Below are 23,840 nucleotides of genomic sequence, written 5' to 3'. Positions count from 1 at the left end.
GTAATATCATTTTGGAGGTTGAGGACTGTTGTCCTAACCTTTCTTCATATTTAGGAGGTTTTATGGAACTACGGCGACCAACTTTAGCGGACAAGGATGCCATTCTTGCTATGATAGCTGAGTTTGAGCAGGAAGCTTCCCCTCATGATGGGGGTTTCTGGGACTGGGAAGATTTTGTCTATGAAGACTGGCTGGCAAGCAATCAAGATGCAGAAATTGGTTTACATTTGCCAGACGGTTGGGTCCCTGCTATCCAACTTGTGGGCTTTGAAGATGGTGTGGCGGTTGGCTTTCTCAACCTGCGTCTTCGTCTCAGTGACTACCTCTTACATCAAGGTGGTCATATCGGCTACTCTGTCCGCCCCAGTCAGCGTGGCAAGGGTTTTGCTAAGGCTATGTTGGAACAGAGTTTGCTACTTTCTCGGGGGAAAAATATCCACCGCACGCTGGTCACCTGCCATCAAGATAATCCAGCTAGCCGAGCTGTCATCATCGCCAACGGTGGTGTCTTGGAAGATGTGCGTGATGGTGTAGAGCGCTACTGGATTGATTGAGGAGCTGTTATGGAATTACGACGACCAAGTTTAGCGGATAAGGATGCTGTTTTGGAGATGATAGCGGAGTTTGAAGCATCAAATTCCTGCATGTATGGTGGTGCAGTCTCTTTTTGGCAAAAAAACAAGAATTACGAAGAGTGGTTGGAATTGGCTGTTCGAAAAGAGCGAGCTGAGTACCGTTCTTCCGATCGGGTACCTTCTGTCCAGTATCTTTCCTTTGATGAAACAGGTCTGCCTTTGGGTTTCCTCTCGTTGCGATTGGGAATGAATGAGTCTATTTGCACTAAGTTCGGGCACATCGGCTACTCCATTCGTCCTAGCAAGCGCCGTCAGGGCTTGGCTAAAGAACAACTAAAACTTGGCTTAGAAGAAGCGTTCAAACACGGATTGGACTGTGTGCTTATCACCTGCAATGTGAATAACGAGGGCAGTCGTCGCACTATCCTAGCGACTGGTGGTGTTTATGACAATACTATTGATGGGAACGAACGTTATTGGATAGATTTGGAGGGTAAGAATGAACAATCCCAAACCACAAGAATGGAAGAGTAAGGAGTTGAGTCAGGGGCGCATCATTGACTATAAGGCCTTTAACTTCGTTGATGGTGAGGGTGTTCGTAATTCCCTATATGTGGCGGGTTGCATGTTTCACTGCGAAGGGTGCTACAATGTGGCAACCTGGTCTTTCAATGCAGGGATTCCCTATACAGCAGAATTAGAAGAACAGATCATGGCTGATTTGGCACAACCTTACGTGCAGGGGCTGACCCTCTTGGGTGGAGAGCCTTTTCTTAACACCGGTATCCTCTTGCCTCTGGTCAAGCGGATTCGCCACGAATTGCCTGATAAGGACATCTGGTCTTGGACGGGCTATACTTGGGAGGAAATGCTGTTGGAAACCGAGGACAAGCTGGAATTGTTGTCCTTGATTGACATCCTGGTGGATGGGCGTTTTGACCGGACCAAGAAAAATCTCATGCTCCAGTTTCGTGGTTCATCCAATCAACGCATCATTGATGTACAAAAATCTCTTAAGGCTGGAGCAGTCATTATTTGGGATAAACTCAATGATGGACAAGAAAACTATGAACAATTAAAGAGAGAAAGTTAAACGGATTAAATCTACGTTATCAATAGAAGAATGTTACATAAAACTGATGAAATGGAGAGAACAAGTGACTTTTGTAAAGTTTTACAGGAGTAACTTGTTTTTTTGTCTATGATTTGGTAGGAAAATGAGGCAGAATAATAATTTTAAGAGAGAAAAGTTTATCGATTTAGTTTACAATTATATTACAAAAAACCAACAAAAGATTACAAAAAAATCATGAGCTATTTTAAGATAAAGAAAATGAATGAAAACGTAATGTAGTAAGCTTTGCAAGAACATGTAAAAACATGCAAGTATTTCCCTGCTTTTTCTTATAGGTTGAAAATCTTAAGAAATCCTTAAATTAATACAGTTTTTATGATATAATAGAATTGATAAAGTTTATATAGGAGTATACGATGAGTAAATACCAACGTCGGTCTCATTTAACAAAGATGGTAAAAAAACAAAGAAAAATAAGTATTGTTAGCATGGTGCTATTAGCAATTTTTATCTTGTTGGCTGGTTTTTTACTGTTTTCAATCTTTCGCTATAACATTCTTGCTTTCCGATATTTAAATGTCCTCCTAACAATAGGAATCATTTTTTTGGCAGGACTAGCATTTCTACTCATTTTTTTCAAAAAAGCTAAAATTTTTACAGTTGTGTTACTGATTGTAGGAATTTTTACAACAACGGTTTCCCTTTTTGCTGTTCAACAATTTGTTGGCTTAAGTAACCGCCTAAATGCAACCTCAAATTATTCGAACTATTCAATGAGTATTGCCGTTTTGGAAGGGAGTGATATTCAGAATATCTCTCAAGTGGATACAGTTCTTGCTCCAACGAGTACAGATTCAGACAACATCCAACAGTTGCTTGATGATATAAAGGCTACTCAAAACAAGAACATCCAAGTTGAACCAAGCACATCTTATTTGGCGGCTTATCAAAGTCTTTTAAATGGAGAGACCAAGGCAATTGTTTTAAATAGCGTGTTTGAAAGTATGATTGAATCAGAGGATGTGAATTATGCTTCAAAAATTAAGAAAATTTATACCAAGTCCTTGACAAAAACAGTTGAGGAAGCTAGTGTAACAAACAATGATGTCTTTAACGTTTATATTAGTGGAATTGATACCTACGGCGATATCAGTTCTGTATCCCGTTCGGATGTCAATATTATTATGACGGTCAATCGTGCAACGAAAAAGGTTCTGCTGACAACAACACCTCGGGATAGTTATGTTCCTATCGCTGATGGAGGGAACAATCAGTCAGATAAATTGACACATGCAGGGATTTATGGAGTAGATGCTTCTATCCATACTCTTGAGAATCTCTATGGGATTGACATTAACTATTATGCACGGCTTAACTTCACTTCTTTCTTAAAACTAATCGATTTGTTAGGTGGAGTAGATGTTTACAATGATCAAGCCTTCACCTCGCTTCATGGCAACTATGAATTTGCTGTTGGGAACGTTCACCTAAACTCGGATCAAGCCCTTGGTTTTGTGCGCGAGCGTTACTCACTAGCAGATGGGGACCGAGATCGTGGCCGCAATCAGCAAAAAGTGATAGCAGCGATTATCCAGAAACTGACATCAGCTGAAGCATTGCGTAATTATAACAACATTATTAATGGTTTAGGAGATTCTGTTCAAACCAACATGCCACTGGACACCATGATGAATCTGGTCAATACACAACTAGAGAGTGGTGGGCGATATACAGTAACTTCACAAGATTTACAGGGGACTGGTCGAATGGACTTGCCTTCGTATGCCATGCCAGGTAGCAACCTCTACATGATGGAAATTAATCAGGATAGCCTTAACTCTGTTAAAACTGCAATCCAAGATGTAATGGAAGGAAAATAAAATGATTGATATTCATTCTCATATTGTGTTTGATGTGGATGATGGACCCAAAAGCAGAGCGGAGTCCAAGGCACTTCTTCAGTATGCTTATGATCAAGGGGTGAGGACAATTGTCGCTACCTCCCATCGTCGCAAAGGGATGTTTGAAACATCAGAGGAGAAAATCGTCACCAACTTCCAGCATGTCCAAGAACTTGCCAAGGAAGTGGCGGTTGATTTGACAGTGTTATATGGTGCGGAGATTTACTTCACTAGTGATGTTCTAGAAAAACTGGAGCAAAAAATCATTCCCACCTTGGCTGGCACTAGCTATGCTCTTATCGAGTTTAGCATGAATACGCCGTGGAAGGAAATCCATAAGGCACTAGGAGATGTTTTGCGTTTGGGGATTACACCAGTTGTAGCTCACATCGAGCGTTACCACGCTCTAGAAAATGAGGCACAACGAGTTCAGGAACTGATTCATATGGGGTGCTATATCCAGATAAATAGCTTTAGTGTTCTCAAACCAAAACTCTTTGGAGATAAGTATAAGTTCATGAAAAAGCGTGCTCAGTTTTTCTTGGAGAAGGGTTTAGTTCATTTTATAGCAAGTGATATGCATAATCTGGATGACCGTCCTCCTTATATGAAAGAAGCTTATCAAATTATAAACAAACAATATGGCGAAAAGCGAGCTCGGGAATTGTTTTATGATAATGCCAGTTTGCTACTTAATGATCAACTAATTTAGGAGAAACCATGAATCAACAAAAAGAAACCATTGAAATTGACGTTATGTCCTTGCTAAAATTGCTATGGAGAAGAAAGTTTTTAATCTTACTTGTCTCTCTCTTCACTTCTATTGTCGCACTAGGTTACAGCATGTTCGTTGTGACGCCTGAGTATAGCTCAACTACTCGTATCTACGTGGTAAATCGTAGCCAATCAGATAATCCAGGGTTGACGAACCAAGATCTTCAAGCGGGAACGTACCTAGTAAAAGATTACCGAGAGATTATTTTGTCGCAGGATGTACTCAACCAGCTCATCAGCGACTTGAAGTTGGATTTGTCGATACAAGAATTGACGAAGAAAATTTCAGTACAAGTTCCAACCGATACTCGTATCGTATCTATCACAGTAGAAGATAGCACACCAGAAGAGGCTAGTCGTATTGCTAATGCTCTGCGTGAAGTAGCTGCACAAAAGATTATTGCAGTCACTCGAGTGTCTGATGTAACAACATTGGAAGAAGCGATTCCTGCAACAACTCCATCTTCGCCCAACATCCGCCGTAATGTTTTATTAGGATTTGTGGGAGGTTTCGCAGTGATTACTGTAGTTGTCTTGTTAACAGAGATTTTGGATGACCGTGTGAAACGTCCAGAAGATGTCGAAGATACCATGAAACTGACTTTACTTGGAGTTATTCCCAATATAGATAAATTATAATAGGAGCTAGTATGCCAACTTTAGAAATTGCACAAAAACGTTTGGATTTATTCCAAAAAGCAGAAGAGTACTATAATGCTCTTCGTACCAATATCCAACTCAGCGGAAATAATCTCGAAGTTGTTACGATCTCATCGGTGAAACCAGGAGAAGGAAAGTCAACAACTTCGATTAATATCGCCATTGCTTTTGCTCGTGCAGGATATAAAACGCTTCTTATTGATGCGGATATCCGTAATTCAGTTATGTCAGGAGTTTTCAAGTCTCGCGAGAAAATCACTGGCTTAACAGATTTCCTTTCTGGGAATGCTGACCTTTCTAACGGACTGTGTGACACCAATGTAGAAAACCTCTTTGTTATCCAGTCTGGTCAAGTGTCTCCAAATCCAACAGCGCTCTTGCAGAGTGAAAATTTTGTGACAATGCTGACGACTTTGCGTCGGTATTATGATTATATCATTGTTGATACAGCACCGATTGGTGTAGTGATTGATGCTGCTATCATTTCACAAAAGTGTGATGCAACGATGCTAGTTACAGATTCTGGGGAAACTCGTCGCCGAGAAGTACAAAAAGCAAGAGAACAGTTAGAACACACTGGTACCCCATTTTTAGGTGTTGTTTTAAACAAATACGATACGAAACTTGAACAATATGGTTCCTACGGGAATTACGGTTCCTACGGTAACTACGGTAAGAAATAAGAATCATTTAGGGGGAGAACATGCAAGAAAAGTTAGATATTCGTAAATTAGAAGTTGCAGTTTTACAGCTGTTAGTAATACTGCTGTCTAGCGGAATTGTCTTTTGTATCCCAGATTCAGATTTGCGAAGAAATGGCATCGTTCTCTTTGGAATTGCCCATATGGTGGTTTATTATGTGGGCAACTATTATGTCAACTTCAAATATAGAGGCATGATAGATGAATTGATTCAAACGATTAAGTATACGGTTCTATTGGGAGTTTTTGTCACTTTTATTATCTTCGTGATGGATCTCGATACGCCTGCTATTTCTCGTAGGGGGCTGATGGCCTTTCTCGTGGTGAACGGCGTACTGATGTTTGCAGCTAATTTGTCCATTCGTATTTTTAGAGGATCGATTTATACTCGTCGGAAGAATAAACGAAACATCCTATTGGTCACAAACAAAAACCGTCTGGATAAGACCATGTCTAAAATGTCAAATAATTTGGATGGGCAAATAACAGCTGCTTGTGTAGTAGATGACGTGCACTTTACAAATGAGTTTATCAAAAACGTTCCTCTGATGAATCTCATTAGTTATGCTACTCAAGCAGTGGTAGATGAAGTCTTCATCAATTTACCAAGTGATAAGTATATGATTCTTGATTTTGTATCAGACTTTGAAATGATGGGAATTCCTGTATCTGTCAACATCAATGCCTTGAATTTCCTTGGTACTGGTGAGAAAGAAATTCATCAATTAAGCGGATTTAGTGTCGTTACTTTCTCAAATGAATTTTATAACTATGGACATGTTTTAGCAAAGCGTGCACTTGACATTTGTGGTGCCTTGGTTGGTTTGTTTTTCTGTGGTATCGCAGGAATCTTCCTAGTTCCTGTTATTAAACGTGACGGAGGTCCAGCTATTTTCGTCCAAAATCGTGTAGGGCAAAATGGACGTGTTTTCAAGTTTTACAAGTTTCGCTCTATGCGTGTGGATGCTGAGGAGATAAAAAAAGATTTAATGGATCAAAATCAAATGACTGGTGGAATGTTCAAAATGGACAATGATCCGCGTATTACTCCAATTGGTCATTTCATTCGTAAAACAAGCCTTGATGAACTGCCTCAATTTTGGAATGTTCTTAAAGGGGATATGAGCTTGGTTGGAACACGACCACCTACACTCGATGAGTATGAGTCTTATACGCCGGGTCAAAAACGTCGACTTAGTTTCAAACCTGGAATTACTGGACTTTGGCAAGTTAGTGGGCGTAGCGAAATTACCGATTTTGATGAGGTGGTCAAACTTGATGTAGCTTACATGGACGGTTGGACCATCTGGACTGATGTGAAAATTTTATTGAAAACAATTAAGGTAGTAGTGATGAAGGATGGAGCGAAGTAATGCTCGTTCCATCTTTTTTGATGGTGATTAAATGACAAAAACAGTTTATATCGTTGGTTCCAAGGGTATCCCTGCCAAATATGGTGGATTTGAGACCTTTGTTGAGAAGTTAACAGAGTTCCAACAAGACAAAGATATCCAATATTATGTAGCTTGTATGCGTGAAAACTCTGCTAAATCAGGTATTACAGCAGACACTTTCGAACATAACGGTGCTAAATGCTACAATATCGATGTCCCAAATATCGGACCTGCACGTGCTATTGCTTATGATATTGCAGCTCTTAATAAGGCCATTGAAATTGCTAAGGAAAACAATGACCAAGCACCAATCTTTTATGTTTTGGCCTGCCGAATTGGTCCATTCATCTCAGGTATTAAAAAGAAAATCAAGGCTATCGGTGGTACCCTTATGGTTAACCCAGACGGTCATGAATGGCTTCGTGCCAAATGGAGTCTTCCGGTTCGTAAATATTGGAAAATTTCTGAGCAACTCATGGTGAAACATGCGGATCTTTTAATCTGTGATAGTAAGAACATCGAAGCATATATTCAAAAGGATTATGCGAAGTATCGTCCTCAGACAACTTACATTGCCTATGGGACAGATACAACTAAATCTCGATTAACTAAGGTTGATGATAAGGTTCGCACATGGTATTTTGAAAAGGGCGTCATTGAAAACAATTATTACCTTGTTGTAGGCCGTTTTGTGCCTGAGAATAACTATGAGGCTATGATTCGTGGCTTTATGGCATCAAACTCTGACAAGGACTTTGTTCTTATTACAAATGTTGAAGAAAACAAGTTCTACGACAAGTTGCGTCAGGAGACTGGTTTTGACAAGGATTCTCGTGTGAAATTTGTTGGAACTGTTTATGACCAAGAATTGCTCAAATACATTCGTGAGAATGCCTTTGCTTACTTCCATGGTCATGAAGTAGGTGGTACCAATCCCTCCCTTCTTGAGGCTCTTGAGTCTACTAAGCTCAATCTCTTGCTGGATGTTGGCTTTAACCGTGAAGTCGGTGAAGATGGTGCTCTCTATTGGAAAAAAGACCAATTGGCAAGTGTGATCGATCAAGCTGAGCAATTGGACGCTCAAGCAATCGAAGATCTCAATCAAAAATCAAGTAATCGCATCACTGAAGCCTTTACTTGGGAAAAAATTGTTACAGACTACGAGAACATACTTAAAGGATAGAAATGCAGAAAATTTTATATCTTCACGCTGGTGCCGAAATGTATGGTGCTGACAAGGTTTTGTTGGAGTTGATTAAGGGGCTGGATAAAGATGCCTTTGAAGCTCATGTCATCTTGCCTAACGATGGTGTCTTAGTGAGTGCATTGGAAAAGGTTGGGGCTAAGGTAAAAGTTATCGATTATCCAATCTTGCGCCGTAAATATTTTAATTCTAAGGGAATTCTTGAGTATTTTGGCTCTTATAATCGTTATTCAAAGCAAATTGCTAAATATGCTAAGGATAATGGCATTACTCTTATTCACAATAATACGACTGCGGTACTTGAGGGGATTTATCTCAAACGTAAGTTGAAATTACCTTTGATTTGGCATGTGCATGAAATTATCGTCAAACCAAAAGCAATCTCTGATTTTATCAACTTTTTGATGGGGCGTTATGCTGATACGATTGTGACAGTTTCAAATGCTGTGGCTAACCACGTCAAGCAGTCTCGCTTTGTAAAAAATGACCAAGTTCAAGTTATCTATAATGGTGTTGACAATGCCGTCTATCATGAAATGGATGCTAGTGCAGTTCGTGACCAGTTTGGTATCGCACAGGATGCCTTGGTTATCGGAATGGTTGGACGAGTGAACGCTTGGAAAGGGCAAGGCGACTTCCTAGAAGCTGTCACTCCAATCTTAAAGGCTAATCCAAAAGCAGTAGCCTTTCTGGCAGGGAGTGCTTTTGAAGGTGAAGAATGGCGAGTTGATGAGCTGGAGAAGGCTATATCAGATTCACCTGTAGCTGGGCAGATTAAACGTATCGATTATTATAGCAAGACGACAGAGCTCTATAATATGTTTGATATCTTTGTCTTGCCAAGTACCAATCCAGATCCTCTACCAACTGTAGTTCTCGAATCAATGGCTTGTGGCAAACCCGTAGTCGGCTACCGTCATGGTGGTGTCTGTGAAATGGTTAAGGAAGGTAAAAATGGCCTTCTTGCCACACCAAATCAGCCTGCAGAATTGTCTAAGGCTATTCAAGAATTGGCTGATGACACCGAGAAGAGAGAGCAATTTGGCAAGGCATCTGTCAAACGCCAAAAAGAACTCTTTTCATTACAAAGTTACATTCGAAATTTCTCGGAGTTATATAAGAAGTAAAAATAAAGAGGAAGTGATATGAATTTTCCGATAGATTTTGTTGTAACCTGGGTTGATGGGAGCGATCCTAATTGGAGAGCTAAAAAGAGTAAATATGACTCTACTTTTACAACATCAGAAAATAATATGAACTCCGATAAAGCGTACCGTGAATGGGGGACGTTTAAGTATTGGTTTAGAGGTGTTGAGAAGTTTGCACCTTGGGTGAATAAAGTTTATTTAGTAACTGACAATCAAACACCTGATTGGTTAGATTTAGATAATAGTAAATTAGAAGTTATAGATCATAAAGAAATCATCAACAATGACTATCTACCTGTGTTTTCATCTAATGCCATTGAATGTAATATTCATAAAATACCAAATTTGTCAGAACATTTTGTTTGTTTTAACGACGATATGTATTTAACGGCACCAGTTTCACCAAGTGATTTTTTCTCTGAGAAAGGGCTACCTAAGTATAATACTGCTTTATCTCCTATTATTCCTGAACGATTTGGAACAGGAAACTTTCAAATTAATAATATGGAGATAATAACAAGTTATTTCAGCAAAGAAGAAATCTTGAAAAATGGGAAGTTCTTTTCTCTGAAACAGGGCTTAAAGCAAGTTATAAAATCTTTACTTTATAAAAATAGTAAATTTATTTGTGGCTTCTGGGAAAGCCATCTTCCATATCCTCTTTTAAAATCAACATTTGCTCTTTTATGGGAGAAAGAAAAGGAAATCTTAGAAAAAACATCAGCTAGCCGTTTTAGGAATCCAGCAGATACAAATATTTGGCTTTTTAAATATTGGCAAATTGCTAGTGGACAATATGCTATTGGTGATTCAAAAATTGGTGGACTATTTTCTTTGGATGATGCAAATTCAGATTTCTGGAATCTTTTAGTTTCGAAGAAATATAAAATTATGTGTATTAATGATGGCTTTAACATTCAGGATGAAGATAAGGTAATGAAAGAATTCATTGCTTCATTTGATGAGTTTCTACCTGAAAAGAGTACTTTTGAATTATAAAACAAAGGTAATTAGGAGATTATGGAAAGAAAATCACTAAAAGATAGAATAAAACCTATCGTTTATCCAATTATTAATTTTATTCCTAGACGAAGACTCAAAAATAAAAACTTCACAATCATTTGTGATAATTGTTGGGCTGGAAAAGTTTATCAGGAACTGGGGTTACCTTATCAAACACCATTTGTAGGAATGTTTGTCTTTTCGCCTGATTACATCAAGATGCTCAAGAATTTAAAACACTATTTAAGTGGAAATATCTCCCTGAAATTTGTTAAGGAATCAAAATATATCAAAAACTTTGATAATGCTTATCCCCTTGCACTTCTTGATGATATTGAACTTCATTTTTTGCATTACGCAGATGAAGAAGAAGCTACACAAAAATGGCAACGCCGTTTGAAGAGAATACATTGGGATAATTTGTATTTTAAGTTCAATGATAATGATGCCTGCACCTATGAGTTGATGAAAGAGTTTGAGGAGCTTCCATATAAGAGTAAGGTTATCTTCTCTTCAAAGAATCATAGCAACTTACCTTCATTGATACACTTTAAATCAGCTGAAAAACAAGGGCATGTTGGAATCGATTTAAAAACTTACCACCGTTATTTTAATGTTGTAACTTGGTTGAATAAGGGTGGAGCAGACTTAACATAAAAACATTTAGGTGAAGAATCTATGAAACCACTTTTAACCGTCGTCATTCCAGTTTATAATGTTGAAAAATATCTAAAGCGTTGTATTGAAAGCATTCTTGTTCAAGAGTGGAAAGATTATGACATTCTGTTAGTTGATGACGGAAGCACCGATCGTTCTCCTCAAGTTTGTGATGCCTATGCTAAAGCGTATGACTTTATCTCAGTTATTCATAAGAAGAATGGTGGGCTATCTGCAGCTCGTAACACTGGTATTTCTCATGCTGAGGGAGAATATGTCTATTTCCCTGATTCAGATGATTGGATTGAACCAGACACCTTTATAGCGTTAGCAGAAGTGGTGGAATCCCAGAAGTTTGATATTATCTCTTTTAATCGAGAGTTTGTAAAGGGTGAAGAAGATGCTATCGTTTCGGATTCATTAGTGACTCAAGTTTTTGAGGGTAAAGATGCTTTTGTACAGCTGCTTAGCCATAGTTATATTACTGGTTTTGCTAATGACAAAATCTATAGAAAGTCTTTATTTACTGATAATGACATTCAGTTTCCTATTGGTAAATACTATGAAGATCTTGGCACCAATTACAAACTATTTCTTTCAGCTAAGATGGTTTATGCGACAAATCAAAAGTATTATCACTATCTAATCGATAATCCTGATTCTATTACTCAGTCATGGAATGAAAAGAAATTTAGTGATATGTTTGGATTCTACAAAGAAGTTTTTTATTCTGAGTTTGTCCGTTCACAATTAAGTAAAGAAGAGTTGCAAATGTCACAACGTTATTATGTAAACGGATTGGTTCATATATTAGCAAGTTTGTATAAATCTAAATTAGATAAAAAATATAGAAACATTACTGATGAAGTGAAGCAAGAATTGCTTAAAAATAATGTTTCTCTTTCTCAAATGAAAGACCAACCAAATAAGTTAAAATATGTACTGTTTAGACTTAAAGTTTTAAAACTAGCCTTCAGTATTCAAAACGTTTTCTGATATTATTTTAGGAGTCAAAATTGAAATTTTCTGTTATTATTCCAGTTTATAATGTCGAGAAATACATTGATCGTTGTTTGAAAAGTATTATTTCTCAACATTATAATGACTTGGAGATTATAGTGATAGACAATGGATCTACTGATAGTAGCGGCAGTATTTGCGATATTTATGCTAGTGAGTATTCAAATATCTCAGTTTATCATATTGCAAACCATGGTGTTGGCTCGGCACGTAATTTTGGCTTGTCCAAATCCAGGGGAGAGTTTGTCTACTTCGTTGATAGTGATGATTATCTTGTTGGGAATCTCTTTGCTGATTTTGCTGATAAGCTAGTGTCAGATTTAGATTTAGTTATTTTTAGTTATTATAATTCTTTTGAGGAAGATTTAACTGAGAAGAGCTGTACTGAAAAGTCACTTCCGTTTAAAGGGAGTTACGACAAGGATGGTTTTATCAAGATATTTAAAGAACTATTCTTATCGGACATGCTGTACACAGTTTGGAATAAGATTTATCGCAGAGAATTTCTTCTTGAAAATAACCTTTCTTTTGAGCAGTATGAGTTAGGTGAAGATGTCCGCTTTAATCTTGATGTTTATCGTAATGTCAATAAGATTTATCTTTCTCAAGATTCCTATTACGTTTATGTCATTGGTAGAAATGGTTCCGCCATGTCGGGCTATAACCCCAAACGTCTTCAATATCAGCTTCAAGAATTGAAGTTAGTTGATAACTTATTAGAGGATTGGCATTTAGACAATTCAAGTCTTGATAATAATGTAAAAGCAAGAATTTTGATGAGTAATATCTACAATATTACCAAACAAAAGTTACCAGTTAATAAAAAAGTTAAGCTGGTTAAAGAAATTTGTAAGAAACAGGATATAGCGGATTTTATTAAGAATGATTCTTCAGTATTAAATCCACTTATAAAACTGTTGTTGAAATGTCGAATGTATGTTGTTCTGATTTACCTTAAAAAAACGCAGATGATATTACAACATTTATAAGAATAATTGAAAGGTATGGAAAGTACTTGTGAATAGCAGTCGCTTTATCTCAGAGAAAATCTATTTATTTACACTCTTTGTTTGGGTATTATTTGCATCTCTGGTAACTACAACTTATTTTATAAGGTTGGATGGTTTTTTGTCGCTCTATCGTATCTTGCTGTATTTTACAATAGGCATGATTACGATAAAGGAACTCATTAACCTCCCTGATACCATAAATTATTTCAGATACCACTTGAAGGAATTAATAATTTTCTTATTATTTACCTTGACCATGTTAATTGTGTCAAAAAATCGAGATGGTTTTCCTGATATAAACGTTTTGCTGTTGGTTTTCTCAGCTAGGGATATAGAGTTCAAGAAGTTATTAGGGACCTTTTCTTTTGCCACCTTTTTAGTGCTGTTTGTAACTATTCTAGCTAGTAAGATGGGCATTATCTCAAATATGTTGATGAGTGCAGATAGTGGTTATCGTTATAGTTTAGGATTCAATTATGTGTCCTTTGCCTCTCAACGTATGTTCTTTGCCCTATGTAGTTACTTAATGTTCAGAGGAAAGAAAGTTTCTTATCTAGAGTTGTTAGCTCTACTGTTTGCTACATTTTATATGCACCAACAGACTTCAACCTCAAGTCCACTTTATCTAAGTCTCTTGATTTTGACTTATGCGTTATTCAGTCTGAAGGTCTTTAAGTTTGATTTCATAGATAGTAATGTCATAACAGCAAATCTTGCTAAGTATGGTTTTATTATTGCATTGTTCATTACTCTCTATTTTTGTTTCTATTCAACTGGTGATTTATTCCATCTAGTTGACCAATTTACGCATAACCGTCTGAGACTAAGTGTTCAAGGGTTCCGAAATTTTGGTGTTTCCTTATTAGGTCGACCAATCTCATTTACGACCATGGATATTTTTGGTAACTATTCAAGCGATTATAACTTTATTGATAGTTCATTTGTGCAGTTACTCGTAATTGATGGATTGGCTGTTAGTGCATTCATGTTATTGGCTTTAACACGGGTCATGAATTATTTTATAACTAATCGAAAAGATATCATTCTTGCCTGCTTAGGGGTTATGATCATTCATGGCATGTTTGATCCCCAAATGCTTGTTCTTCGTTACTCACCTCTTATCCTATTGATTAGTCGACTCTTTGTGATGAAGACTGATAAAGATTTTTTGTAATTGAAGCAGAGGTATATCATTTAGAAAGTCTAAACAGAGTCATATACTTATGAAAGTTTTAAAAAATTACGCCTATAATCTTTCCTATCAATTACTGGTCATTGTTTTACCAATCATTACGACCCCTTATGTTACTCGGATTTTTAGTTCAAAAGATTTAGGTACTTATGGTTACTTTAACTCTATTGTGACCTACTTTATTCTTTTGGCGACTTTGGGGGTTGCTAACTATGGAACTAAGGAGATTTCAGGGCATCGAAAGGATGTTCGCAAAAATTTTTGGGGGATTTACACTCTTCAGTTGGCAGCGACCGTTCTGTCTATCATTTTATACGCTATCTTGTGTTTCCTTCTGCCTTCCATGCAGAATTTGGTAGCCTATATTTTAGGACTAAGCTTGATATCGAAAGGAATGGACATTTCTTGGTTATTCCAAGGTTTGGAGGATTTTCGTCGTATTACTGCAAGAAATACAACGGTGAAGGTCTTAGGAGTTATTTCCATCTTCCTATTTGTGAAAACACCGGATGATTTGTATCTTTATGTTTTTCTTCTGACCTTCTTCGAGTTGCTAGGACAGTTGAGTATGTGGCTTCCAGCAAGGTCTTATATTGGTAAGCCTCAATTTGACATAGACTATGCTAAGAAACATCTCAAACCTGTTATTTTGCTGTTTCTTCCTCAGGTTGCCATTTCACTGTACGTGACTTTGGATCGTACCATGCTGGGTGCCTTGTCATCTACCAATGATGTCGGTATTTATGACCAGGCATTGAAGATTATCAATATCCTTTTAACATTAGTGACGTCTTTAGGAAGTGTGATGCTTCCTAGGGTATCTGGACTCTTGTCTAGTGGTGACCATAAGGCGGTTAACAAGATGCATGAGTTGTCTTTCTTGATTTATAATCTGGTGATTTTCCCGATTATAGCAGGTCTCTTGATCGTCAATAAGGACTTTGTGAGTTTCTTCCTAGGGAAAGATTTCCAAGAGGCTTATCTTGCTATTGCTATTATGGTCTTTAGGATGTTCTTTATCGGTTGGACAAATATTATGGGAATCCAGATTTTGATTCCACATAATAAACATCGTGAGTTTATGCTCTCTACGACTATTCCAGCCGTTGTCAGTGTGGGATTTAATCTCTTGTTGATTCCTCCATTTGGCTTTGTCGGAGCATCCATTGTATCAGTTTTAACAGAGGCTTTGGTATGGGTTATTCAATTGAATTTTTCAAGGAGATTCATCAAGGATGTTTCAATCCTTCCAGCCATGTCAAAAATTATCTTAGCATCAGTTATCATGTATCTTGGACTCTTTGTCTTTAAGATGTTTGTCCAATTTAATCCTATGCTTAATGTAGCAGTAGATGGTCTTGTTGGTGCTATCATTTATATCGTCTTGATTATTGTCTTACGTGTCGTTGATATGAAAGATTTGAAACAACAGTTAATGAAAAACTAAGGAGAAAAATATGTACGATTATTTGATCGTTGGTGCTGGTTTGTCTGGAGCAATCTTCGCACACGAAGCTACTAAACGAGGTAAAAAAGTAAAAGTCATTGACAAACGGGATCACATTGGTGGTAATATCTACTGTGAAGAAGTGGAAGGGATTAATGTTCACAAGTACGGTGCCCACATTTTCCATACGTCAAATAAAAAAGTGTGGGACTATGTCAACCAGTTCGCTGAATTTAATAACTATATTAATTCACCAGTAGCTAACTACAAGGGTAGTCTTTACAATCTTCCCTTCAACATGAATACCTTCTATGCCATGTGGGGTACTAAGACTCCTCAAGAAGTTAAGGACAAGATTGCGGAACAAACGGCTGACATGAAGGATGTTGAGCCTAAAAATCTTGAAGAACAGGCTATCAAGTTGATTGGTCCAGACATCTACGAAAAGTTGATTAAGGGCTATACAGAAAAGCAGTGGGGACGTTCTGCCACAGACCTTCCACCCTTTATCATCAAACGTCTTCCAGTTCGCTTGACCTTTGATAACAACTACTTTAATGACCGTTACCAAGGGATTCCAATCGGTGGTTACAATGTCATCATTGAAAACATGCTAGGCGATGTGGAAGTAGAGCTTGGAGTAGATTTCTTTGCCAATCGTGAAGAGCTTGAAGCTTCAGCTGATAAAGTTGTCTTTACAGGGATGATTGACCAGTATTTTGATTACAAACACGGAGAGCTTGAGTATCGTAGTCTTCATTTTGAACACGAAGTCCTGGATGAAGAAAACCATCAAGGTAATGCAGTAGTCAATTACACAGAACGTGAAATTCCTTATACTCGTATCATTGAGCACAAGCATTTCGAGTATGGTACCCAGCCTAAGACTGTCATCACCCGTGAATATCCAGCAGATTGGAAACGTGGAGATGAACCTTACTATCCAATCAATGATGCTAAAAACAATGCTATGTTTGCCAAGTACCAGGAAGAAGCTGAGAAAAATGACAAGGTCATCTTCTGTGGACGTCTAGCAGACTATAAATACTACGACATGCACGTGGTCATTGAGCGTGCCTTAGAAGTCGTAGAGAAAGAATTTAGTAAATGACAGAAGAAAAAATTGATATCGTTGTCCTCTGGGTCGATGGAAGTGATCCAGAGTTTATCCGTGAGAAACAAGAAGTAACAGGCCAAATCTCAGTTTCTAATGAATTAGTTGATGGAGATTTAAGATACCGTGAATTTGGAATTTTTAATTACTGGTTTCGAATGATTGAAAAGCATGCCCCTTGGGTGAATAATGTTTATTTAATTACCAATGGGCAAAAGCCTGACTGGTTGAATTTAGAGCATCCGAAACTCAGATGGATTACTCATAAGGAATTCATCCCTGAAGAGTACCTACCTACCTATAATTCTGCTGCTATTGAGCTTAATCTTCATCGGATTGAAGGATTGTCGGAGAATTATTTGTATTTCAATGATGATATGTACTTAATCAGAGACAGTCAGCCTTCGGATTTTTATAAGAATGGACAACCCAAGCTTTTAGCTGTATATGATGCTTTGGTCCCTTGGTCATCATATACAAATACTTATTACAAAAATGTTGAGTTAATTTATCGTCATTTCCCCAAAAAAAAGGCCCTAAAGTCCTCGCCCTGGAAATTTTTTAATTATCGCTATGGGTATTTAGTTTTAAAAAATTTACTACTTTTACCATGGGGACCAACAGGATATGTGCACAACCATTTAGCTACACCGATGAAAAAGAGTACCTTGGCACATTTGTGGAAAATTGAAGGAGAAACGTTAGATAAAACGTCTCGAAATCATATCAGAGACTACGAAGTAGATGTTAATCAATATATCTGTCAGTATTGGCAGATTGAAAGTGATCAATTTTATCCTATGTCTAAAAATTTTGGAGAATCGATAGATCTAAATCAAGTTGATAGGTTAGTGAGTATTTTTAAAGATAAACATAAAAAATTGCTTTGTGTCAATGATGATATTGACTTTAAAGAGGAGAATATCATTCGTTTTAAGGAAATCTTACAAGAACGCTATCCTGAAAAATCAGCTTTTGAAAAATGAGAAATAAGAGATGAAATACTATTTAAAAGAAGAATTTTTACACGATAACAATGTTAAAAATGCAGGAAATAAGGCTCGTAATGATGTTGAAGAAATTGTAAAGAGAGAGGGCTATCAAGCCTTGGTTCTTTCAGTTGACAATTGGTACGAGATGAGTATAATAAAGTCTCAAATACATAAGGCTAAATCATTCAGCCAGTCTTTAAATCGTTTGAATAAAGGGGATGAACTTCTAATTCAATTTCCAATGCTTCATCATAGTTTTTTCACTACTTTACTTGTTAAAAAAGCAAGAAAAAGAGGTGTGAAAATTCAGTTCATCATCCATGATTTGGATGCCCTTCGTTTTATGAATAGTCAAGCTGCTCCATTAAAACATAGAGTTCGAATGAAAATCCAGGAGTCAGGTCTTTTAGGTGTAGCTGATGGCATTATTGCCCACAATCCAATTATGAAATCTGTTTTGGTGGATAAAGGGATAACGGAAGCTAAGATTGTTAGCCTTGGCATTTTCGACTATTTGATTCCAAATTTCCAAGAGAAGACAGGTCTAAGTAAGAATCAGCCAATTATTGTTGCTGGTAATCTGGCACAAGAAAAAGCTGGTTATCTTTACTCACTTTCTGCAGAACCTGCTTATAACCTTTATGGTGTTGGCTTCGACGAGAGCAGAGCACTTGCGAATGAGACCTACTTTGGCTCCTTCCTACCTGATGAGCTTCCTGCAGCCCTTGAGGGTGGTTTTGGTCTTGTCTGGGATGGTGATAGTGCTCAGACATGTAGTGGTGTTTTTGGCGAGTACCTTCGCTATAACAACTCTCACAAAGCTTCACTTTACTTGGCATCAGGATTCCCGCTTGTTGTTTGGAAACAGTCAGCCTTGTCTCACTTTGTACTTGAGAATGGCTGTGGGATTGCAGTAGAGTCGCTTCATGATTTGAAGGCTACCATTGACAATCTTTCAGATACTGATTACCAAGATTTGCTTGAAAATACCAAGCGTGTCGGTAAAGGTATTCGTGATGGTCACTACCTACTTACCGCATTGAACAATTTAAAATAAGATAAAAAATCCTCATTTTAGTGAGGATTTTTGCATTATTTGGAGATATCAAACTGGTATTGGGTTCCTGAAACTTTCCCGTTTGAATAGATTGATTTAATATAGTCGTCATAAGTGATTGACTTGGACTTACCTGCTTTTACGAGCTCAGGATCTCGCCAAACATTTGGATCAGTAGCATTGCTATCTCGCTTGGTGAGATAGAGGTACTCAATGTAGGTTCTATTGTCGACAAAGGCCCCAGCAACCTTTTCCGTACCATTATCAGATCGCGTATACATACGAGTCGTTCCACCACCATCTAGTAGGAAGGCAAGGCGAATTTTTGAGTAGCCTAAATTTTTTAAAAGATTGTATACGTCTTGGTGATTCAAGCCCTTATTGAGGGAGTTGTGACCATAGGTTTGGATAATACGGATAATACCATCATAGGTTACTACATAAATGGAACGGGCATTTGGTTGGTCAGGATCACCTTTCTCCCAGGTTTTATCTACCTTTTTATCCTTAATGAGAATACCAAAGGCACCAGTATCCCAACCGTTGCTTCCCATGTGAGTAAACATTTTAGCTGTGTCTATATTTGGGTAGGTACCGGCAGTAATATTATTTTGATCATCTCCGTATAAAAGCCCTGTTTTGCCCAATTCGATTTCCTTTTGGGCGAAGGGACGATCTAGCCCTTCGTAAGACCAAAAACCTGCGTTAATGAGAGCAAGAGCATCTCGTCGCTTAGCTTCGTACTTAATACTTTGCTCTGTGAGTTCAGGATTATCATCTTCGGTCCTTCCTTTTTGTAGAACATATTTTCCGTCCTTCTTGAAGGATAGAATCTGCATGTCTACATTTTTAATAGTGCCTTTTTCAAGTAGGACAGACTGATCTAAGAGCTCTTTATTTTTTATGGTAAAGCTCAGTCCGTCCTTATTTGATGGCATGGAGAGCTTCTTAATATCTCGGTTGTTGAGGTGTAGGGTAAGATAAAAGAGTCCACCTATGATTGCTGAGAATATTAGAAGTGAGAATAGTATTCTAATAAAATGTTTCAAATTCATACCGATAGACAAAACAATCTCGAGAGTTCAGCTGAGGAAGAATGTTGTATGTGAAGATAAGATTTTTTTAATCAGTTTCTTTTATAGAATTGTAGAAGTTCAAATTGAGATGCTCGTTTCTCGCTTGAAAATTTTGTATGAAAAATCAGTTAAACTTTTAAAGATTTTATTAAAAAGTGTTTTAAGTATATTATAAAAGTCCTACACGATTAAAAGTAATTTATTTTTAATCACACAGAACTTTTTATGCTATGAAATTATACATATTAAGAATGGTAGAGTTGCAAAAGTTCTTCAATCTCTGCTAGGGTGTTAGCTTGTGAAATGGCTCCACGAAGTTTGGCAGCGCCAGATGTTCCCCGGAGATAGTGAGGAGCGAGGCCGCGGAATTCACGAACTGCGATATGTTCACCTTTAAGGTCGATGAGGCGTTTCAAGTGTTCATAAGCAATCTTCATCTTGTCTTCGAATGTCAAGTCAGGGAGAATTTCGCCTGTTTCAAAGTAATGGTTGATCTGGTTGAAGAGATAGGGGTTTCCCATGGCTGCGCGACCAATCATGACAGCGTCAGCACCGACTTCTTCGATACGCTGTTTAGCTTCCTGTACCGTACGGATATCACCATTTGCGATAAATGGAATCTTGGTTAGGGCTTGGGCTACCTTGTGCAGGGTCTCGAGGTCTGCGTGACCTGTGTACATTTGTTCGCGGGTCCGGCCGTGCATGGCGAGAGCAGAGACACCTGCAGCCTCAGCAGCTAGGGCATTCTCCACGGCTAGTGAGGCATCTGACCAGCCAGTCCGCATCTTGACTGTGAGAGGAATATCTAGAACAGATTGGACCTTGTTGATAATAGAATAAATCTTGTCAGGATCCTTGAGCCACATGGCTCCGGCTTCATTTTTTACGATTTTGTTAACCGGGCAACCCATGTTGATATCGACGATGTCGGTCTTGGTGTTTTTCTGGATGAACTCGGCTGCGCGTGCGAGGCTGTCTTCGTCACTTCCAAAAAGTTGGATTGAAACGGGATTTTCGCCTTCATCGATGTGAAGCATGTGCAGGGTTTTTTCGTTGTTGTATTGGATTCCTTTGTCAGAGACCATTTCCATTACAACGAGTCCAGCTCCGAGCTCTTTTGCGATGGTACGAAAGGCTGAGTTGGTCACGCCAGCCATGGGTGCTAAAACGGTACGATTGGGAATCTCAACATTACCAATCATAAAGGGGGTATTAAGATTTGTCACGAATGAGTTCCTCCAGGTCCTTTTCATCAAAATTGTAAGTGGTTTGGCAGAATTGACAAGTGATTTCTGCTCCCTTGTCTTCTTCCTTCATTTCGGTCAAGTCTGTGACTGGTAGACTTGCTAAAGCATCCATGAAGCGGTCCTTGCTACAGTCGCACTCAAAGCGGATTTCTTCTTCGGCCAAACGTTTGTAGGGCTCGTCTCCATAAATGGCCCCTAACAGAGCTTCGATGTGGTCTTCACTTTCCAGAAGAGTTGAGATGGCTGGCATTTCTTGGATGCGTTTCTCAAAGCGTGCGATTTCTTCTTCCTTGGCATTTGGCAAAACTTGGAGCAGAAAACCACCAGCGACTTCAACCTTGTCCTCTTTATCCAAAAGGACATTGAGGCCGACTGCTGAAGGGGTTTGTTGGCTTTCAGTTAAGTAGAAGGCTAAATCTTCCCCGATTTCTCCAGAAATGAGAGGTGTCATCGAATTATAGGGATTGCCTGTCCCGTAGTCTGTGATAACGAGAAACTGACCATTTCCAACAAAAGGGCCCACCACGACTTCTCCAGTCGCGGTTTTTTTGATGTCAACGCCAGGATTTTGAACGTATCCTTTGACCTTTCCCTTGGTATCTGCAACAGTGATGATGGCACCAAGCGAGCTGGATCCAAGGACCTTCACTGTAATTTTAGTATTTCCTTTTTCATTGGCTGCAAGAATTTGGCTGGCAATGAGAGTTCGACCAAGCGCGACTGTCGAGCTAGCTTGGGTTTGATGTTTTTCTTGAGCAGTGCGGACGGTTTCTGTGCTGTCGAGGACATAGGCACGAAAAGAGCCATTTTCTGAGATTGTTTTAATAATTTTATCCATAGCTACTATTTTAGCATAAAGAACCAAGAAAGGGAAAAAAACCTATTTATAAAATAAAAATGACATTTCAGACATGAAAAATGACATCTTAATGATTCAACTCCCAAAGATAAAAAAAATAATTATACTAATAGTATAGAAAAAGAATAAGGGAGAAATCAAAATGAAAATTGAAGAAATCTATGAAAAAGTACAACACATCACCTATCGAACAAGAATTGACCTATATGTTCATGGCTGGGAAAAAGATGATTGGGACCAGGAAGGTATAATCTGTCTTTATAACCTATTAAAACAACATCCAAATTTGGTGGATAACTTACCGAACCTGTACCGTTATTATAAAACAAAATTTCGAAACAGAGTTATTGATGAAGTTAGGAAGCAGAGTAATGATAAAAGAAAAGTCAATATGAATGCATATGAGGATATACATGAAAAAGGAGACAGAATAAAAGGTACGGGATTACTGTTAGATGACTATATTTTCTTTTATGATACTATTAGCATTTACAAAAAGACTTTAGCGCCAGAAAAAAAAGAACATCTTGAAATGCTACTTGCAGATGAAAGATTCAAAGGAAGAAAAAAAATGCTTAAAGATATGGCGCCGTACTTTAGTAGTTTTGGATAATGATAAAGTGAATAAATAAAGAAGCATTAAATGTATTTTCTACTATTTAATGTTTCTTTAACTTTTATTATGCGACTATTAGTCCGTCTCGCTCCGTTAGGTGAGAGACAAAAAATCACCCGCTATGCAGGTGCGCTATCTACGGTTATACTAAAAAACTCCAAACGCGAACAATAAAGGTGTTCAAGCCAATTGTAAAGCGAAAGGAGAAGAAAAATTATCTAGTGGATGTTTTTTGTCGAAACCTAAAAATAAAGAAGTTGAGGGAACAAAAGGCACATAGTTTATCACACACAAAGTGGACATGTTCTATCACATTGTGTTTACCTCTAAGTATAGACAAAGAATGATTTATAATCACTATCGAAGTAGTTTAGGCGAAATATTCCACCGAGGATAAGTGTTTCAAGTTTCATAGGTTATTTAAAAGGTAAAAGTGCACTCATGATGTTTGACAAACACGCCAATCTCAAGTACAAGTTTAGGAATCGGCATTTCTGGGCAGAAGGTTATTATGTGAGTACAGTTTGTCTCAATGAAGCCACAATAAAGAAATACATTCAGGAACAAGAGCGAAAAGATATTGCTTTAGATAAGTTGAGTGTAAAAGAATATGAAGAACCCTTTAGGGATAGTGGCAAGTAATACTAAAACCTCTTTAAGAGGAAAGTGACGAGTCAAGAGGAATGAGGCTTGAACAACGTGAAAGCCAGCGTCTTTAGGCGCTGGTTGGTAATTTGGGCTTATAGCCTTGGTACAAACCACCCGTTTGACGGGTGGTCATGATTTTAACTACCTTGTTTAAAAATAGATCCGATAACATTTAAAAGAAAAATTAACATAAAAAATACGGAATCTTCTAATTTTATTAAGTATGAAGAATTGAGGAAACCTAGCAATTGTTATTAGCAAAGAAATTTGGAATAGTACATAATTTGAATGAATTGTTCAATTAAACCGATTTGACTATCACTAAAGTAAGCGTTAGAAAATAAAGTTTTGACGCTCGTCACCAATAAAGGAATGAAAAGCGCAAGTGCACTGCCAAAAAACTACAAGTATAGCTCAAGTATAGCTTTTAAAAAGTAATGTTAGTAAGGAAAAACAAAAGAATAAAAAAAA

23 protein-coding genes and 1 pseudogene are annotated in these 23,840 nt (G+C 37.8%); 21 read left to right on the top strand and 3 right to left on the bottom strand.

What is annotated here, in order from left to right; all coding sequences use genetic code 11:
• Nucleotides 1-62 precede the first annotated feature (62 nt).
• The 19 genes from STRDD10_RS08510 to STRDD10_RS08420 all read left to right on the top strand — a co-directional run bounded on the left by STRDD10_RS08510 (nucleotide 63) and on the right by STRDD10_RS08420 (nucleotide 18,923).
• Complete coding sequence (locus STRDD10_RS08510; RefSeq protein WP_067195080.1) at nucleotides 63-554, top strand: GNAT family N-acetyltransferase; 492 nt, start codon at nucleotides 63-65, stop codon at nucleotides 552-554.
• A 9-nt stretch (nucleotides 555-563) separates the two neighbouring features.
• Nucleotides 564-1,109, top strand: coding sequence for a GNAT family N-acetyltransferase (locus STRDD10_RS08505; protein WP_067195077.1), 546 nt, complete (start codon nucleotides 564-566; stop codon nucleotides 1,107-1,109).
• On the top strand, nucleotides 1,075-1,668 hold the full coding sequence (gene nrdG / locus STRDD10_RS08500; protein ID WP_067195074.1) for an anaerobic ribonucleoside-triphosphate reductase activating protein: 594 nt from the start codon (nucleotides 1,075-1,077) through the stop codon (nucleotides 1,666-1,668). The genes STRDD10_RS08505 and nrdG overlap by 35 nt, the downstream gene beginning before the upstream one ends.
• 434 nt (nucleotides 1,669-2,102) lie before the next feature.
• Entirely contained in the window at nucleotides 2,103-3,530 is a 1,428-nt protein-coding gene (cpsA, locus tag STRDD10_RS08495) for an LCP family glycopolymer transferase CpsA (RefSeq protein ID WP_231853402.1), read from the top strand.
• A gap of 1 nt (nucleotide 3,531) precedes the next feature.
• On the top strand, nucleotides 3,532-4,263 hold the full coding sequence (gene cps4B, locus STRDD10_RS08490; protein ID WP_067195067.1) for a capsular polysaccharide biosynthesis protein Cps4B: 732 nt from the start codon (nucleotides 3,532-3,534) through the stop codon (nucleotides 4,261-4,263).
• 8 nt (nucleotides 4,264-4,271) lie between these two features.
• Nucleotides 4,272-4,964 (top strand): CspC family polysaccharide chain length determinant protein, encoded by a 693-nt coding sequence (locus STRDD10_RS08485; RefSeq protein ID WP_067195064.1) that lies wholly within the window; start codon nucleotides 4,272-4,274, stop codon nucleotides 4,962-4,964.
• 11 nt (nucleotides 4,965-4,975) lie between these two features.
• Complete coding sequence (locus STRDD10_RS08480; protein WP_067195062.1) at nucleotides 4,976-5,668, top strand: tyrosine-protein kinase; 693 nt, start codon at nucleotides 4,976-4,978, stop codon at nucleotides 5,666-5,668.
• A 20-nt stretch (nucleotides 5,669-5,688) separates the two neighbouring features.
• A complete protein-coding gene (locus STRDD10_RS08475) occupies nucleotides 5,689-7,059 on the top strand; it encodes a sugar transferase (protein WP_067195055.1) in 1,371 nt (456 codons plus the stop codon).
• A gap of 31 nt (nucleotides 7,060-7,090) precedes the next feature.
• The gene (cps2T, locus tag STRDD10_RS08470; RefSeq protein WP_067195052.1) at nucleotides 7,091-8,263 is read left to right on the top strand and encodes a beta 1-4 rhamnosyltransferase Cps2T; all 1,173 of its coding nucleotides are present in this window, start codon (nucleotides 7,091-7,093) and stop codon (nucleotides 8,261-8,263) included.
• A 2-nt stretch (nucleotides 8,264-8,265) separates the two neighbouring features.
• Complete coding sequence (locus tag STRDD10_RS08465; RefSeq protein ID WP_067195050.1) at nucleotides 8,266-9,411, top strand: glycosyltransferase family 4 protein; 1,146 nt, start codon at nucleotides 8,266-8,268, stop codon at nucleotides 9,409-9,411.
• Between the two features lie 18 nt (nucleotides 9,412-9,429).
• Nucleotides 9,430-10,431: a Stealth CR1 domain-containing protein gene (locus STRDD10_RS08460; RefSeq protein ID WP_067195049.1), complete on the top strand. Its 1,002-nt coding sequence runs from the start codon at nucleotides 9,430-9,432 to the stop codon at nucleotides 10,429-10,431.
• A gap of 21 nt (nucleotides 10,432-10,452) precedes the next feature.
• Nucleotides 10,453-11,091: a DUF1919 domain-containing protein gene (locus STRDD10_RS08455; RefSeq protein ID WP_067195047.1), complete on the top strand. Its 639-nt coding sequence runs from the start codon at nucleotides 10,453-10,455 to the stop codon at nucleotides 11,089-11,091.
• Nucleotides 11,092-11,112: 21 nt separating this feature from the next.
• Entirely contained in the window at nucleotides 11,113-12,087 is a 975-nt protein-coding gene (locus tag STRDD10_RS08450) for a glycosyltransferase (protein WP_067195045.1), read from the top strand.
• Nucleotides 12,088-12,107: 20 nt separating this feature from the next.
• A complete protein-coding gene (locus tag STRDD10_RS08445) occupies nucleotides 12,108-13,100 on the top strand; it encodes a glycosyltransferase family 2 protein (RefSeq protein ID WP_067195042.1) in 993 nt (330 codons plus the stop codon).
• A 28-nt stretch (nucleotides 13,101-13,128) separates the two neighbouring features.
• Complete coding sequence (locus STRDD10_RS08440; protein WP_067195040.1) at nucleotides 13,129-14,295, top strand: polymerase; 1,167 nt, start codon at nucleotides 13,129-13,131, stop codon at nucleotides 14,293-14,295.
• A gap of 49 nt (nucleotides 14,296-14,344) precedes the next feature.
• Nucleotides 14,345-15,760: a flippase gene (locus STRDD10_RS08435; RefSeq protein ID WP_067195037.1), complete on the top strand. Its 1,416-nt coding sequence runs from the start codon at nucleotides 14,345-14,347 to the stop codon at nucleotides 15,758-15,760.
• Nucleotides 15,761-15,770: 10 nt separating this feature from the next.
• Nucleotides 15,771-16,871: a UDP-galactopyranose mutase gene (gene glf / locus STRDD10_RS08430; RefSeq protein ID WP_067195034.1), complete on the top strand. Its 1,101-nt coding sequence runs from the start codon at nucleotides 15,771-15,773 to the stop codon at nucleotides 16,869-16,871.
• Nucleotides 16,868-17,860, top strand: a complete 993-nt coding sequence (locus STRDD10_RS08425; protein ID WP_067195031.1) for a stealth family protein — start codon at nucleotides 16,868-16,870, stop codon at nucleotides 17,858-17,860. The genes glf and STRDD10_RS08425 overlap by 4 nt, the downstream gene beginning before the upstream one ends.
• 10 nt (nucleotides 17,861-17,870) lie before the next feature.
• Nucleotides 17,871-18,923 carry a glycosyltransferase gene (locus STRDD10_RS08420; protein WP_067195028.1) on the top strand — a complete coding sequence of 351 codons (1,053 nt, stop codon included), beginning with the start codon at nucleotides 17,871-17,873 and terminating at the stop codon, nucleotides 18,921-18,923.
• 35 nt (nucleotides 18,924-18,958) lie between these two features.
• Here STRDD10_RS08420 and STRDD10_RS08415 read toward each other — a convergent pair whose 3' ends face one another.
• The 3 genes from STRDD10_RS08415 to hslO all read right to left on the bottom strand — a co-directional run bounded on the left by STRDD10_RS08415 (nucleotide 18,959) and on the right by hslO (nucleotide 22,084).
• Entirely contained in the window at nucleotides 18,959-19,978 is a 1,020-nt protein-coding gene (locus STRDD10_RS08415; RefSeq protein ID WP_067195025.1) for a phosphodiester glycosidase family protein, read from the bottom strand.
• A gap of 266 nt (nucleotides 19,979-20,244) precedes the next feature.
• Entirely contained in the window at nucleotides 20,245-21,225 is a 981-nt protein-coding gene (dusB, locus tag STRDD10_RS08405; protein WP_067195015.1) for a tRNA dihydrouridine synthase DusB, read from the bottom strand.
• Nucleotides 21,212-22,084, bottom strand: coding sequence for an Hsp33 family molecular chaperone HslO (hslO, locus tag STRDD10_RS08400; RefSeq protein ID WP_067195007.1), 873 nt, complete (start codon nucleotides 22,082-22,084; stop codon nucleotides 21,212-21,214). Before hslO ends, dusB begins: the two co-directional genes overlap by 14 nt.
• Before the next feature lie 163 nt (nucleotides 22,085-22,247).
• On the opposite strand from hslO, the gene STRDD10_RS08395 reads away from it, so the two are divergent.
• Both STRDD10_RS08395 and tnpA read left to right on the top strand, forming a co-directional pair.
• Complete coding sequence (locus STRDD10_RS08395; RefSeq protein WP_067195005.1) at nucleotides 22,248-22,718, top strand: hypothetical protein; 471 nt, start codon at nucleotides 22,248-22,250, stop codon at nucleotides 22,716-22,718.
• 260 nt (nucleotides 22,719-22,978) lie between these two features.
• Nucleotides 22,979-23,363 (top strand): annotated as a pseudogene (gene tnpA / locus STRDD10_RS08390) (IS200/IS605 family transposase).
• Nucleotides 23,364-23,840 lie beyond the last annotated feature (477 nt).

Source organism: Streptococcus sp. DD10, assembly GCF_001578805.1.
Classification (GTDB): Bacteria; Bacillota; Bacilli; order Lactobacillales; family Streptococcaceae; genus Streptococcus.
This window is presented reverse-complemented; position numbering and strand designations above follow the sequence as displayed.